Below are 12,584 nucleotides of genomic sequence, written 5' to 3' on the forward strand. Positions count from 1 at the left end.
AGAGACGCCGCCGTGCCCAAAGACACGATGTCCGCCAAGAATCGCGCCCGACAGGAAAAGCTCGAGGCCTACAAGCGAGAGCAGGATCGCCGCAAGCGCGGCTCCCGCATCTGGATCTGGTCACTCTCGGCCCTGGCCGTTCTCGCGGTCGGCGGGATCGTCGCGGTCACCGTCTTCGGCAACCAGCAGATCGTCGAGGCTCGCCAGATCGACGGCCTGCAGACCTTCGAGAACGACGCGACCCACGTCGCCGGCGCCGTCGAGTACCCGCAAACCCCGCCGGCCGCCGGACCCCACAATGCCGTGTGGATGAACTGCGGCGTCTACGACCAGCCCGTCCCGAACGAGAACGCGGTCCACGATCTCGAGCACGGCGCGGTCTGGGCCACATACGACCCCGAGCTGCCACAGAGCGAGGTCGACGCGCTGATCGCCGCCATGCCGGACACCTACTCCGTCGTCTCCCCCTACGAGGGCCTCGACTCCCCGATCGTCCTGAGCGCCTGGGACGCCCAGGTCGCCCTCGACTCCCCCGACGACCCGCGCCTCGACGCCTTCGTCGAGCGCTTCTGGCAATCCTCGAGCGCCCCCGAGCCCGGCGCCCCCTGCACCGGAGGGATCGATGCGCCCGGCAAGCAGTAGGGGTCGGATCCTCGTCGCCGCGGTCGCCGTGGTCGCTCTGCTCCTCGGCGCGGCCGGCGGGTACCTCTTCGGCGCGCTCGCCCCGTTCGCCTCTGCGGCGACGCCCTCCAGCACGAGCGCGGAGGCAGGCTTCGCGCGCGACATGCAGGTGCATCACCTGCAGGGCGCCGAGCTGGCGATGATCGCCCAGGAGCGCAGCACCGATGACGACGTCCTGACGGTCTCGAAGGACATCCTGCTCACCCAGCAGCAGCAGGCCGGGCAGCTCTTCGGCTGGCTGAACGCGTGGGGCCTGCCGCAGGCCGCTCCCGAGCCGTCGATGACCTGGATGGGCCGACCGACCCTGGCTGGTGCCGCCGACGCGCACTCGTCGATGGGGATGGGCACCGAGGACGGCGTCGTGCCTGCCAACATGCCGGGCCTTGCCACCCCCGACCAGATAGCGTCTCTCAGCAACGCCTCGGGTCGCGGCTTCGACCGGATGTTCCTCGAACTGATGATCGCCCATCACCGCGGCGCGATCGACATGGCGGATGCTCTTCTCGCGCGCAGTCGCGTCGCCGTCGCGACCGACTTCGCCTCCTCCGTTGTCACGGCTCAGGAGGCCGAGATCTCACTGATGGAGCAGATGCTCGCCGACCGTCCGGCGGAGTGACCACCTCCGTCGCGCATAACGTCAGCTGAGAGCCGTCCTCATCCACCATCGTGGATGAGGAGTGCTCTCAGCTGACGTTGTGCGCGTCGACAGTCCCCTGCGCTGACGGGATCGGCCCGGGCTGAGTGGAACCACCTTGCTGTGACCGACAGCTGACGGTTGGATGCTTCAATCGCCCCCAGTATCAGGGGCGCTCGACCGCCGCGAGGAGTACCCCATGACCGACCCCAGCCCGTCCGCCACCGTCTGGCCGCCGCCCCTTCCGCCCGTGAAGGCGAAGATGCGGAGGCGGGACCGTCAGCACCGCCGGGTTCCGCTCGTGGCCCTGGTGTGGGCGTGCGTCGGCGCCCTCCTCGTCGGCACAGCGATGGGCGGCGCGAGCGGCGCCTCCGACACGACCGAGCTCGAGGAGCAGCTTGCCGCCGTGCAGCAGCAGCTGTCGAGTGCCGAAGACTCACTCGAGGAGCAGACCGATGCGCTCGCCGAGGTCGACGCGAAGCGCAGCGCCGCCGAGGCGTCAGCAGCCGGCCTGCAGCAGAAGGTCGACACGATGACCGCCGAGGCCGCCACATCCACCACAACCCTTGCGAGCCGCGACGCCCGGATCGCCGAGCTGGAGTCAGCAGCCAAATCCGCCGCCGCCACATCCGCCGCCGCTCCAGCCGCCGCCGCGCCCGCCGCAGTACCCAATGGGGGCGGCTCCGTGTCGTACGCGAACTGCGGCGCGGTTCGCGCGGCGGGCGCCGCACCGATCCGCACGGGCGACCCCGGCTACAGCCGCAAGCTCGACCGCGACGGCGACGGCGTGGCCTGCGAGTAGGCCGACCGGCGACGGCGCAGGACGCTCAACCCTGCAGGGACGACTCCGTCTGCTGCGCGTAGAGCGAGGCGTAGAGCCCGCCGAGGCCGAGCAGGTCGCGATGACTGCCCGACTCGACGATACGGCCGCCCTCGACCACGTGGATGACGTCGGCTCCGACGATCGTCGAGAGCCGGTGGGCGATCGCGATGGTAGTCCGGCCGCGAGCCGCGTCGTCGAGGGCGGTCTGCACGATCCGCTCAGAGACGGTGTCCAGCGCGCTGGTCGCCTCGTCGAGGATGAGGACCGCCGGGTCCTTGACAAGCACGCGCGCGATGGCGAGGCGCTGCTTCTCGCCTCCGGAGAGCCGGTAGCCGCGCTCGCCGACCAGAGTGTCGTAGCCGTCGGGGAAGGACATGATTGTCGCGTGGATGTTCGCGGCGCGGGCGGCCGCCTCCAGCTCCTCCTGCGTCGCGTCGGGGCGCGCGTAGCGGAGGTTGTCGGCGATCGTCGCGTGGAACAGGTAGGTCTCCTGGCTGACGATGCCGATGTGGGAGACGAGCGACTCCTGCCGGAGCGCGCGCACGTCGGTCCCGGCGAAGCGCACCACTCCGCCAGCCACGTCGTACAGGCGCGGGACGAGGTACGAGATCGTGGTCTTGCCCGCGCCGGAGGGGCCGACGAAGGCGACGAATTCGCCCGGCTCGATCGAGACAGAAACGTGGTCGAGGGTCGGCCGCGCGTCCTCGGCCTGGTCGGGATAGCGGAAGACCACGTCATCCAGCTCGACCCGGCCGAGCTGGCCGGCGACGTCGCGGGCGTCCGGTCGGTCGCTGATCGCGGGGCGCAGGTCGAGGTACTCGAAGATGCGGGCGAAGAGGGCGCCCGCCGTCTGCAAGTCGAGCGCAACGCGCATCAGGCCCAGGAGCGGCCACATCAGGCGTGCCTGCACGGTGGTGAAAGCGACGACGGTCCCGGCGGTGACGGTCGTGCCGCCGAGGATCAGCCAGGCGGCGGCGAGATAGACGATCACGGGGATGACCGAGAGGAAGATCTGCACCATCGCGAAGAACCACTGGCCGGACATCTGCTGGCGCACCTGTAGCTGGATCTGCCGGCCGTTCTCGTCGGCGTAGCGCATCACCTCAGACTCCTGACGGCCGAAGCTCTTGGCCAGCAGGATGCCCGAGACGCTCAGCGTCTCCTGCGTGATCGCCGTCATTTCGGACAGCGACTCCTGCGTCTTGGTCGCAATGCGGGCGCGTACCTGGCCGACGCGGCGCTGGGCGATGACGAGCACCGGAGTGAGGACCAGGGCGACGATCGTCATCTGCCAGGAGAGGAGGAGCATCGCGACGACCGCCGCGATGACCGTCACCGTGTTGCCGAGCACGCTCGAGACCGTGTTGGTGAGCACAGTGGCCACACCGCCCACGTCGTTGGCGAGGCGGGACTGGATGACGCCGGTCCGGGTGCGGGTGAAGAAGCCGAGTTCCATCGCCTGAAGATGGCGGAAGAGGCGGATGCGCAGCTCGCCCATGACCGTGTTGCCGACGGTTGCGGTGAGGTAGGTCTGCCAGACGCCGAGGATCGCCGAGAGCGCCCAGACCAGCACCATCACGCCGACCAGTTCGAGCAGCACGGGGAGGTGGGGACGTCCATCGGGCGGGAAGAGACCGCGGTCGAAGGCGAGCTGGGTCAGCAGCGGCGGCACGACCGTGAGGGACGCACCGGCTAGGACGAGGATCACGGTGAGCGTCAGCTTCGGCCGGTGGTCGCGGAAGAGTCCCGCGATGCGTCGGAGCAGGTCGTCCACCCGGGGTGCCGCCGCGTTGATCTCGCGCTGACTGTCCGGGTCGCTCCTCGAGATCCTCCCGCCGCGCGCCCCGCCGCGCATCCCGCCGCCTGCCGCGACGTCACCCATCCTGCTCACTGCTTGACCCTAACGCCGCTGGTTGCCGCGGTCCGAGGCTTCCGCCCACGGCGAAGTCGTGCAAGCCCTCCCGCCCGCCCGCTCAGCCGCCGCGTCTCGATACACCGCGTCCCGCGCCTACTCGACCACCGGAGGAACCCCTCCCCTCTCTTGGCGGCCGCGACAGGCGCCACCACACAACGAAGGCCCGGGCCCTGCGCAGCAGAACCCGAGCCTTCGTTCGTGCACCCCACCCCTCCATGCACTACCGACGGCCCGCGGGGGCGACGTGGGCAAGGCGGAGGAGGAGAGCTGTAGCGGAGCTACCGCCGACGACGACAACGCCGCCCACGGCACCCCCGCGGGCCGTCAGCCCTTGGTGGCGCCGGCGAGGAGGCCGCGGACAAAGAACCTCTGGAGAGAGAAGAACACGATGAGCGGCACGATGATCGAGATGAACGCCCCGGCGGTCAGCAATTCCCACGACTGGCCGTAGGAGCCGGTGAGATCTTGCAGCGCCTTCGTAATGGGCAATCCCTGTCCGGAGGTGAAGACAGTCGCGACCAGCAGGTCGTTCCAGACCCAGAGGAACTGGAAGATTCCGAAGGAGGCGATCGCGGGAACGGCGAGCGGCAGCACGATGCGGAAGAAGATTTGCCCGTGGCCGGCGCCGTCCACGCGGGCCGCTTCGATCACTTCGCCCGGGATCTCGGAAATAAAGTTGTGGAGCATGAAGATCGCGAGCGGGAGGGCGAAGATCGTGTGCGCAATCCACACTTTGGCGTAGGAGCCGTCCAACCCGTTCACTCCGAGACCGGGGAGGATATAGAGCCCGCCGATGCGCAGGCCGTCCGAGAACAGTTGGAGCAGCGGCACGAGTGCCATTTGAATCGGCACGATCTGGAGCGAGAAGACGAGCACGAAGAGCGTGTTGCGGCCCTTGAAGTCGATCCAGGCGAACGCGTAGGCCGCGAGGCTCGCGATCGTGATCGGGATCAGAGCCGCGGGCAGCGTGATGACGAGCGAGTTCACGAACGCCTTGCCCAGCGTCAGGCTGTCGCCCGAGTTGAGGGCATTCGCGTAGTTGTCGAGCGTGAAGCCGGGGTTGGCGAAGATCGTCCACCAGCCGGTCGTCTTGATGTCGTTCGCGGGGCGGAACGACGAGATGAACAGGCCGAGGGTCGGGACAGTCCAGATGACGGCGATGATCAGCGCGGCGAGCGTGGCTCCGCGGGATGTGGTCGCCTTCTTGACCTTGCCGCTGGCCGCCTCGATCCTCGATTCGCCGCGGGCGAGCGCGCGTTCGGTGGTGCGGTCGACCGGGACTTGAATCGGAGTGGGCGTGACGCTCATCGGATCTCCCTCTGCTTAGCGAGCTGGCGGGCGTTGTAGACGACGATCGGGAGCACCAGCAGGAACAGGATGACGGCGAGGGCCGCGCTGTAGCCGCTGCGGGCGCCGAGCTGGAACTGTCGGACCATCTCGAAGGCGAGGACCGTGGTGTCGGAGCGGCCGCCGGTCATCGCCGAGACGATGTCGAAGACCTTCAGCGACGCGATCGAGATCGTCGTGAGAACGACCACGATCGACGAGCGGATGCCCGGAACGGTGACGTTCCAGAAGGACTGCCAGGCGCTGGTGCCGTCGAGTGAGGCTGCTTCGAGCTGCTCGGACGGAACGCCCTTGATCGCGGCGGAGAGCACGGTCATCGCGAAGCCGGCCTGGGTCCAGATCAGCACGATGACGAGGAACAGCGTGTTCCACGGCTCGAGTCCCAGCCAGTCGACCGGCGGGGCACCGAAGGCGGTGAGGATGCCGTTGAGCACACCGATCTGCTCGCCCTGGCGCACGTCGTAGAAGAACTTGAAGATGATCGATGCGCCGACGAACGAGATCGCCATCGGCATGAAAACCAGCAGCTTGAAGAACTTCTCGCCGCGGCTCTTGTCGATGAAGACGGCGTAGGCGAGGCCGATAGCGGTCGCAGTGATCGGGGCCAGGAGCACCCAGACCACCGTGTTGAGGAAGGCGGTGAGGCCATCGGGGCTGGTGAAGACCCAGATGAAGTTATCGATGCCGGCGAATCCGGACCCGTCATTCTTCATGAAGGCGTTCATCGCGGTGGTGATCGTCGGGTAGATCAGGCCGATCAGGATGAAGAAGGCGGCCGGCGCCATGAAGGCGATGAGTTGCAGTCCGTAGCCCGCGCCTTTGCGGGACCGGAAATCGAGGAGGAACAGCGCACCGCCGACGACGGCTGCGACGACCGCGACCCAGAGGACGGAGTTATACAGGCCGAAGACCAGCAGGAGCACCACCGGCAGGAGCACGGTGACCGCGAGCCGGAGGATCGTGTAGCCGGTGCCGCGACGGGGCGCGATCTCGACGAAGAAGAGGATCAACGCCACCACAGCCGCGAAGGCCAGGAGGATGAGCGGGATCTGCGCCAGCGGCGGGAGCCCCGCCAGCCATTGGAAGAACCCCGAGACAGTGATGGGGGACATGGACGCCCTTTCGAGTGCGACTCTGGACTCAGGAGGGGCCCGGTCCCCGGGATCCGTGGATCTCGGGGACCGGGCCGTCACAGCAGAACCGCCACTCGGGAGCGGCGGCTCTGCTCCGCTGCTAGGAGGTGTAGCCGGCCTGGATCTCCTCGAGCGCCTGGTCGGTGCTCGTGCCGTCGATCCAGTCGACGATTCCCTTGAAGAAGCTGTCCGAGCCGACGGCCTTCGGCATGAGGTCGGACGCGTCGAAGCGGAACGTGGTGTCCGGGTTCTGCAGGATCGCGATGGAGTCCTTCAGGACGTCGCTGCCCGCGTTGGCCGGGTCGAGACCCTTGTTCGCGGAGATGACGCCGCCGAGCTTGACACGGCTGTTGGCCCAGTCGGCGCTCGAGAGGTACTCCTGCACCTTGGCGGTGTCGGCGTCGTTCGAGAAGGCGGCCACCATCTCGCCGCCGCCGGTGACAGCCTGGGCGTCGTCGGCGTTGACCGGCGGGGTGAGGAAGGCCCACACGTCGCCGTCCTCGGCCACCTTGGCGCCCGCGGAGGTGAGGAAGCCCTCGAAGAACGAGGCCTGGTGGGTCAGCGCACAGGTGCCGTTGGCCATGTTCTGCGCGACGTCGCCGAATGCGGTGGAGTTGATCGACTTCACGTCGCCGTAGCCGGCATTGACGAGAGTCGGGTCGAGGAGGATCGAGCCGACGGAGTCGAACGCAGACTTGATCGCGGGGTCGGTGAACTGTGTGTCACCGGCGACCCAGGAGTCGTACGTGTCCGGGCCGGCCTCGCGGAGGACGGCGTCCTCGATCCAGTCGGTTCCGGGCCAGCCCGAGGCCTCACCGGAGTTGAAGCCTGCGCACCAGGAGGGGCCGCCGGTCTTCTCGGCGATCGTCTTGCCGAGCGCCTGCATCTCGGCCCAGGTCGTGGGGACGGAGACGCCCCACTCCTTGAACTTGGCCGGCGAATACCAGATGTAGCCCTTGACCGATGCCATCAGCGGAGCACCGTACTGGGTACCGTCGACCTGCCCGTACTTCTGCCAGTCCTCGGACCAGTTCTCTTTAACATTGGCGAGCGCGCCCTCGGGGAGCTTCTGCACCTTGCCCGAGGCGACGGTGTCGGCGAGCAGGCCCGGCTGGGGGAAGATCGCGAGATCGGGGGTGTCGCCACCCTGGACCTTGATGCCGATCTGCTTCTCGAACTCCTTGTCGCCCGTGTACTTGATCTCGATGTTGTTCTCCTTCTCCCAGTCCGCCCAGGACTGCTCGAGAAGGGTGGCCTCGTCGCCGTTGATGGTGCCGTAGACATTGACGACGCCGTCGGCGGTGCCGACCGTGCCGGCCGAGCTGCCGCCGCCGGCGTTCGGGTCGTTGGGGTCACTGCTGCTGGAGCAGCCCGCGAGTGCGATGCCGACCGCTGCCAGAACGGCGACCGGGACGGTGATACGGCGGTGCAGGGATGACCGCATACTTCCTCCTCATTGAGTGGTGGACCAGCCGAGGGGGCCGCTCCCCGCCGACGGGATCGGGGGGCTGTGGCGGCTCGAAGCGTGTGCCGCGTCGACTCGGGTACTGGTGATGGCGACGCCCGGAGGAACTCCGCGCGAATCACCGGTTTCGTGGGGGTGGTCTCCCACGGAGGGAAACCTTTCCACACAATCGATGAAAGCACAACATCAACGATAGAGCGCTCTCTGAGATAACGATTCGACGTCAGAACGGCGATCTCGGCATCCCGCGGAGCTGGACATCTCTCTCGGCGCGACGCCCAGCCCGCGCTCGGGGTATAACTTCCTGGAACCGTTTCCAGCACCGACGCCGGACGGTCGGGAGGAACGTCGTGCCAGGCATCGAAGAGGTGGCCGAGCTCGCAGGAGTATCGAAAGCGACGGTCTCGCGCGCGCTCAGCGGCCGCGGCTACGTCTCGGCCGGGACGAAGCAGCGCGTCGAGCGGGCCGCCACAAGCCTGGGCTACGTCGTCTCGGCCAATGCCTCGAGCCTGGTGACAGGCCGGAGCAACAACATCGCCGTGATCATCCCGATCATCAACCAATGGTTCTTCGCTGGGATCATCGAGGGGATCGAACGCGCGCTACTCGCCGCAGGCTACGACCTCCTGCTCTACAACATTGATAAACACCTCGACGCCCGCCGGAGCGTGTTCGAGTACTACCTCGTCCGCAAGCGTGTCGACGCGATCGTCGCTGTCACCCTCGAGATTTCGCCGCACGAGACGGAGGCGCTGCTCGCCCTGGGCAAGCCCATCGTCGGCATCGGCGGCGAACTTCCCGGCATCCCCACCTTCAGCATCGACGACATCGCCGCGTCTCGGCTCGCGACGGAGCACCTGCTCTCGCTCGGCCACGAGCGGGTCGTCCACATCGGCGGGCTCGCGGAGGAGGAGACGGACTTCCACGTGCACACCCAGCGCCGCGACGGCTTCCGCCGAGCGCTGGCCGCCGCCGGACTCGAGCCGGGCGCGCAGGACGTGGTGCACACCACCTTCGACATCCCGGGCGGACACCGCGCGGGTCGCCAGGTCCTGGGCGATCCGCGGACCCGGCCGACCGCCATCTTCGCCGCCTCCGACGAAATAGCGATCGGGATCATCCTCGCGGCGCGGGAGCTCGGGCTCTCGGTGCCCGAGGACGTGTCGGTCATCGGGATCGACGATCACCCCCTCGCCGAGCTCTTCGGGCTCAGCTCGATCCGACAGGATCCGTGCCAGCAGGGCGAGCTCGCGGTCGCCCTCGTGCTCGACGCGCTGGCTGCCCTCGGCCGCGGCGAGGCTCCTCCCCCGGCTCGGCACACGCTCATCCCCGCCTCGCTGGTGGTCCGAACGAGCACGTCGGCGCCGCGGGGAGCGAGAATCGGAGCATGAGCGACACCGACTCCGGCTCCCCCCACGTCCGCGACGACCCCGAGCAGTCCCGCTTCGTGATCGAGGTCGACGGCACTCCGGCCGGCTTCGCCGCCTACACCCGGCGGGGCGACGAGGTAGTGCTGACCCACACCGTCGTCGACGACGCCTGGGAGGGCCAGGGGCTGGGCAGCATCCTCGCGCGCGCGGCGGTCACCGCGATCACGGTGGCGGGCGACACAGTCGTCCCGCGCTGCCCCTTCATCGCAGCGTGGCTGAGCAAGCACCCCGACGTCGACGTGCGGGTTCGCTGGCCCGAGGTCTGACCTCACGCGGGCGGCGTCCTGCTCCCGATCTCCTGGAGCGCCCAGGTGTTGCCGTCCGGGTCGGCGAAGTACGCGTACCTCACACCGCCGAGATCCTGGATCTCGCTGACCTCGAGCGAGCGGCCGGCCAGCTCCGCGCGGACGACAGCGATATCGTCGACGACCAGGTGCAGCGAGCGGACGAGGCCCTCCTCGGGCCCGGGCCCCATCCCGCTGCCGACCATGATCGAGCAGGCCGAGCCGGGAGGGGTGAGCTGCACGACGCGCATCGCCTCGGAGGGCCGCACGTCGTGGTCGAGGTGGAAGCCGAGGACCTCCGTGCTAGAAGGCCACCGCGCGGTCGACGTCGTTGACGGGAAGGGGGACGAGCTCGAGTCGCATCTGCACCCGCCCAGTCTGGCGCGCGGAGGACTGGGGCGGGAGGGGCGTCAGTCGCGGGGACCGACGACGAGTCGATCGTGCATGATCTCTACGGCTCGCTCGAGGACGCGGCGGTCTTCCGGGGTGAGATCGGAGAAGATTGGCGTGAGCGCGTCGCCGAGGTCGGTGCGCCACGCAGTCAGCGCATCGGCTCCGGTGGGAGCGAGGCGGATCTGCCACGCGCGCGCGTCGACAGGATCCGCGATCCGATCGAGCCAGCCGGTCTCGACGAGGTTCTTCACGATCTTGGTCATCGTGGGCTGCGAGACGCGGCTCTGCGAGGCCAACTCGCCCAGACGCATCGGACCCATCGAGAGCAGCACCGACAGCGTGCGCCACACAGCCTGCGACTCCTGGTTGCCGGTCGCCTGAGCGGCTAGGCGGGTGATCCGGTGCGTCACCGAGACGAAGTCGCTCAGCAGTTCGCTGAGCGAGACCTCGCTGGGCGGGACGTCGCGGGCGGGGAGCCCAGCGAGCAGATCGGGAGCAGTCACGCTTCGATCCTAAAGGCGCGGGGGATTCGACGACCGGGAATGGCGCAAGGCGCCGCCTCCGATAGAGACGGCGCCCTGCGCCTACAGGCGGACCTGCGTCACCCTGGCAGGCGGCCGACCGGAGCCGGTACCCGCGACGGGAGAAGGAACTTACTTGACGGTGACGGTCGCGCCGGCGGCCTCGAGCTGAGCCTTGGCCTTCTCGGCGGCCTCCTTGTTGACGGCCTCGAGGACCGCCTTGGGGGCGCCGTCGACGAGCGCCTTCGCCTCACCGAGGCCGAGGCTGGTGAGGGCGCGCACCTCCTTGATGACCTGGATCTTCTTCTCGCCGGCGCCCTCGAGCACGACGTCGAACTCCGTCTGCTCCTCAACCTCTTCGGCGGGGGCGGCCGGTCCGGCTGCACCGGCAACGGCGACGGGCGCCGCTGCGGTGACCTCGAAGACCTCTTCGAACTTCTTGACGAACTCCGAGAGCTCGATGAGCGTGAGCTCCTTGAAGGCCTCGATGAGCTCGTCCTGCGTGAGCTTTGCCATGATTTTTCTCCTTGTTTTTCTTTGTCTACGAACCGCGCGCGCACTGCTTCCCCGACAGGGAAGACGTCAGCTCGCGGACTCCTGCTTCTCGCGCAGCGCCTCGACCGTGCGAACGGCCTTCGAGAGCGGAGCGTTGAACAGATATGCGGCGCCGAACAGCGAGGCCTTGAAGGCGCCGGCGAGCTTGCCGAGCAGAACTTCGCGGGACTCGAGGTCGGCGAGCTTGCCCACCTCTTCTGCGGTCAGCGGGTTACCGTCGAAGTAACCGCCCTTGACCACGAGGAGAGGGTTTGCCTTGGCGAAGGCACGCAGCGACTTCGCGACGGCGACAGGGTCGCCGTGCACGAACGCGATGGCCGAGGGGCCAGCGAGCTCGTCGTCGAAGGACGAGATACCGGCGTTGTTCGCCGCGATCTTGGTCAGCGTGTTCTTCACCACGGCGTAGGTTGCGTGCTCACTGATGTCCTTGCGCAGCGTCTTGAGCTGAGCAACAGTGAGACCGCGGTACTCGGTCAGCAGAACGGCCGTCGAGCTCTGGAACTTCTCCGTGAGTTCGGCAACCGAGGCTTCCTTGTTCGCCATGGCTACTCCTGTGAATTCTCGTGCCGGTAGCCCGAAGGCAGGCAAAGAAAAAAGCTCCGGCACAGGGGCACGGAGCTTCGGGATCGCGGTGAGGCGGAACGGAACTCTTGCACCTGCGCGGGCCATTCGCTTCGCGAATCCTTCGTCCGGTGGCGATCCGCGAGGCCTGGGCCCTGCTCGTGCGCACACCGGAAACCGGCGGTCTTTGGCTCCGGGAAGAATACGACAGTGCGGCGCGCGGGCGCAAGTCGAGGCGGAGGCCGGTCGTCCGGGATGCTGGAGGCATGACCGGTCCGTCTCCCGATTCCGCCCGTACCGTCGACTCCGCGATCGCCTCGGTCGAGGGCGAGCTCAGCACCCTGTTCAACCGCGTGCGCGCGTCGATGCGCTCCTGCGCCGAGCGGCTCCACTCCGAGCTGACGCCGCTGGGCTACAAGACGCTGTCAGCGCTCGAGCGCCGCGGACCCGTGCACTCGGGCGTGCTGGCTGAGCTGCTCGAGATGGACAAATCCGCACTCAGCCGCCAGATCACGGCGCTGGACCGCCTGGGCCTGCTGGCGCGCACGCCGGACCCGCGGGACGGCCGCGCCACGATTCTGTCGGTGACGCCCGCGACCGCCGAGCGCCTGCGCGAGATCCGCAGCTCCAACCAGGCACTGATGCACGAGGAACTGCGCAACTGGGACCTCTGCGAGGTCGAACTCTTCGCCTCCCTTCTGCACCGGATCAACGACCTCGACTTCTAACGCCTAGCATTCCCTCGGATCGGGGACAATCGCCGGACGCAACCCGATCGACTGCGTAAATTCGAAGGCGATGGATCCGCACCCCTCTCCTTCTCTCCCGCACGACGTGAACAG

At 68.1% G+C, this 12,584-nt stretch carries 14 protein-coding genes; 6 read left to right on the forward strand and 8 right to left on the reverse strand.

What is annotated here, in order from left to right:
- Positions 1–12: 12 nt before the first annotated feature.
- From A6122_RS11770 to A6122_RS17370, 3 genes are all read left to right on the forward strand, one after another.
- Entirely contained in the window at positions 13–642 is a 630-nt protein-coding gene (locus A6122_RS11770; RefSeq protein WP_237358181.1) for a DUF3105 domain-containing protein, read from the forward strand.
- Positions 623–1,297, forward strand: coding sequence for a DUF305 domain-containing protein (locus A6122_RS11775; RefSeq protein ID WP_068255168.1), 675 nt, complete (start codon positions 623–625; stop codon positions 1,295–1,297). The genes A6122_RS11770 and A6122_RS11775 overlap by 20 nt, the downstream gene beginning before the upstream one ends.
- A 217-nt stretch (positions 1,298–1,514) precedes the next feature.
- Positions 1,515–2,117: an excalibur calcium-binding domain-containing protein gene (locus A6122_RS17370; protein WP_237358182.1), complete on the forward strand. Its 603-nt coding sequence runs from the start codon at positions 1,515–1,517 to the stop codon at positions 2,115–2,117.
- Between the two features lie 25 nt (positions 2,118–2,142).
- On the opposite strand, the gene A6122_RS11785 is transcribed toward A6122_RS17370, so the two are convergent.
- From A6122_RS11785 to A6122_RS11800, 4 genes are all read right to left on the reverse strand, one after another.
- Positions 2,143–4,020: an ABC transporter ATP-binding protein gene (locus tag A6122_RS11785; protein WP_068255170.1), complete on the reverse strand. Its 1,878-nt coding sequence runs from the start codon at positions 4,018–4,020 to the stop codon at positions 2,143–2,145.
- 357 nt (positions 4,021–4,377) lie between these two features.
- Positions 4,378–5,361, reverse strand: a complete 984-nt coding sequence (locus A6122_RS11790; RefSeq protein WP_068255172.1) for a carbohydrate ABC transporter permease — start codon at positions 5,359–5,361, stop codon at positions 4,378–4,380.
- Entirely contained in the window at positions 5,358–6,512 is a 1,155-nt protein-coding gene (locus A6122_RS11795) for a carbohydrate ABC transporter permease (protein ID WP_068255174.1), read from the reverse strand. Before A6122_RS11795 ends, A6122_RS11790 begins: the two co-directional genes overlap by 4 nt.
- Before the next feature lie 121 nt (positions 6,513–6,633).
- On the reverse strand, positions 6,634–7,977 hold the full coding sequence (locus A6122_RS11800) for an ABC transporter substrate-binding protein (protein WP_068255176.1): 1,344 nt from the start codon (positions 7,975–7,977) through the stop codon (positions 6,634–6,636).
- Between the two features lie 371 nt (positions 7,978–8,348).
- Between A6122_RS11800 and A6122_RS11805 the strand changes: the two genes are divergently transcribed.
- Together A6122_RS11805 and A6122_RS11810 are read left to right on the forward strand one after the other, a co-directional pair.
- Positions 8,349–9,389, forward strand: a complete 1,041-nt coding sequence (locus A6122_RS11805) for a LacI family DNA-binding transcriptional regulator (protein WP_068255177.1) — start codon at positions 8,349–8,351, stop codon at positions 9,387–9,389.
- Positions 9,386–9,694 carry a GNAT family N-acetyltransferase gene (locus A6122_RS11810; RefSeq protein ID WP_068255180.1) on the forward strand — a complete coding sequence of 103 codons (309 nt, stop codon included), beginning with the start codon at positions 9,386–9,388 and terminating at the stop codon, positions 9,692–9,694. The genes A6122_RS11805 and A6122_RS11810 overlap by 4 nt, the downstream gene beginning before the upstream one ends.
- Positions 9,695–9,696: 2 nt before the next feature.
- Here A6122_RS11810 and A6122_RS11815 read toward each other — a convergent pair whose 3' ends face one another.
- The 4 genes from A6122_RS11815 to rplJ all read right to left on the reverse strand — a co-directional run bounded on the left by A6122_RS11815 (position 9,697) and on the right by rplJ (position 11,724).
- Positions 9,697–9,954: a VOC family protein gene (locus A6122_RS11815; RefSeq protein ID WP_308471233.1), complete on the reverse strand. Its 258-nt coding sequence runs from the start codon at positions 9,952–9,954 to the stop codon at positions 9,697–9,699.
- Between the two features lie 168 nt (positions 9,955–10,122).
- Entirely contained in the window at positions 10,123–10,608 is a 486-nt protein-coding gene (locus A6122_RS11820) for a MarR family winged helix-turn-helix transcriptional regulator (RefSeq protein WP_237358183.1), read from the reverse strand.
- A 150-nt stretch (positions 10,609–10,758) separates the two neighbouring features.
- The gene (gene rplL / locus A6122_RS11825; RefSeq protein ID WP_068255182.1) at positions 10,759–11,142 is read right to left on the reverse strand and encodes a 50S ribosomal protein L7/L12; all 384 of its coding nucleotides are present in this window, start codon (positions 11,140–11,142) and stop codon (positions 10,759–10,761) included.
- Positions 11,143–11,208: 66 nt separating this feature from the next.
- The gene (gene rplJ / locus A6122_RS11830) at positions 11,209–11,724 is read right to left on the reverse strand and encodes a 50S ribosomal protein L10 (RefSeq protein ID WP_055791018.1); all 516 of its coding nucleotides are present in this window, start codon (positions 11,722–11,724) and stop codon (positions 11,209–11,211) included.
- 284 nt (positions 11,725–12,008) lie between these two features.
- On the opposite strand from rplJ, the gene A6122_RS11835 reads away from it, so the two are divergent.
- On the forward strand, positions 12,009–12,470 hold the full coding sequence (locus tag A6122_RS11835; protein ID WP_068255183.1) for a MarR family winged helix-turn-helix transcriptional regulator: 462 nt from the start codon (positions 12,009–12,011) through the stop codon (positions 12,468–12,470).
- Positions 12,471–12,584 lie beyond the last annotated feature (114 nt).

It is taken from the genome of Rathayibacter tritici (assembly GCF_001641005.1).
GTDB classification, from domain to species: Bacteria; Actinomycetota; Actinomycetes; order Actinomycetales; family Microbacteriaceae; genus Rathayibacter; species Rathayibacter tritici.

Excerpts from the sequence above, each read along its gene's own strand:
- A6122_RS11775 (WP_068255168.1), top strand. The coding sequence starts at position 623 with ATGCGCCCGGCAAGCAGTAGGGGTCGGATCCTCGTCGCCGCGGTCGCC.
- A6122_RS17370 (WP_237358182.1), top strand. The coding sequence starts at position 1,515 with ATGACCGACCCCAGCCCGTCCGCCACCGTCTGGCCGCCGCCCCTTCCG.
- A6122_RS11785 (WP_068255170.1), bottom strand. The coding sequence starts at position 4,020 with ATGGGTGACGTCGCGGCAGGCGGCGGGATGCGCGGCGGGGCGCGCGGC.
- A6122_RS11790 (WP_068255172.1), bottom strand. The coding sequence starts at position 5,361 with ATGAGCGTCACGCCCACTCCGATTCAAGTCCCGGTCGACCGCACCACC.
- A6122_RS11795 (WP_068255174.1), bottom strand. The coding sequence starts at position 6,512 with ATGTCCCCCATCACTGTCTCGGGGTTCTTCCAATGGCTGGCGGGGCTC.
- A6122_RS11800 (WP_068255176.1), bottom strand. The coding sequence starts at position 7,977 with ATGCGGTCATCCCTGCACCGCCGTATCACCGTCCCGGTCGCCGTTCTG.
- A6122_RS11810 (WP_068255180.1), top strand. The coding sequence starts at position 9,386 with ATGAGCGACACCGACTCCGGCTCCCCCCACGTCCGCGACGACCCCGAG.
- rplL (WP_068255182.1), bottom strand. The coding sequence starts at position 11,142 with ATGGCAAAGCTCACGCAGGACGAGCTCATCGAGGCCTTCAAGGAGCTC.
- rplJ (WP_055791018.1), bottom strand. The coding sequence starts at position 11,724 with ATGGCGAACAAGGAAGCCTCGGTTGCCGAACTCACGGAGAAGTTCCAG.
- A6122_RS11835 (WP_068255183.1), top strand. The coding sequence starts at position 12,009 with ATGACCGGTCCGTCTCCCGATTCCGCCCGTACCGTCGACTCCGCGATC.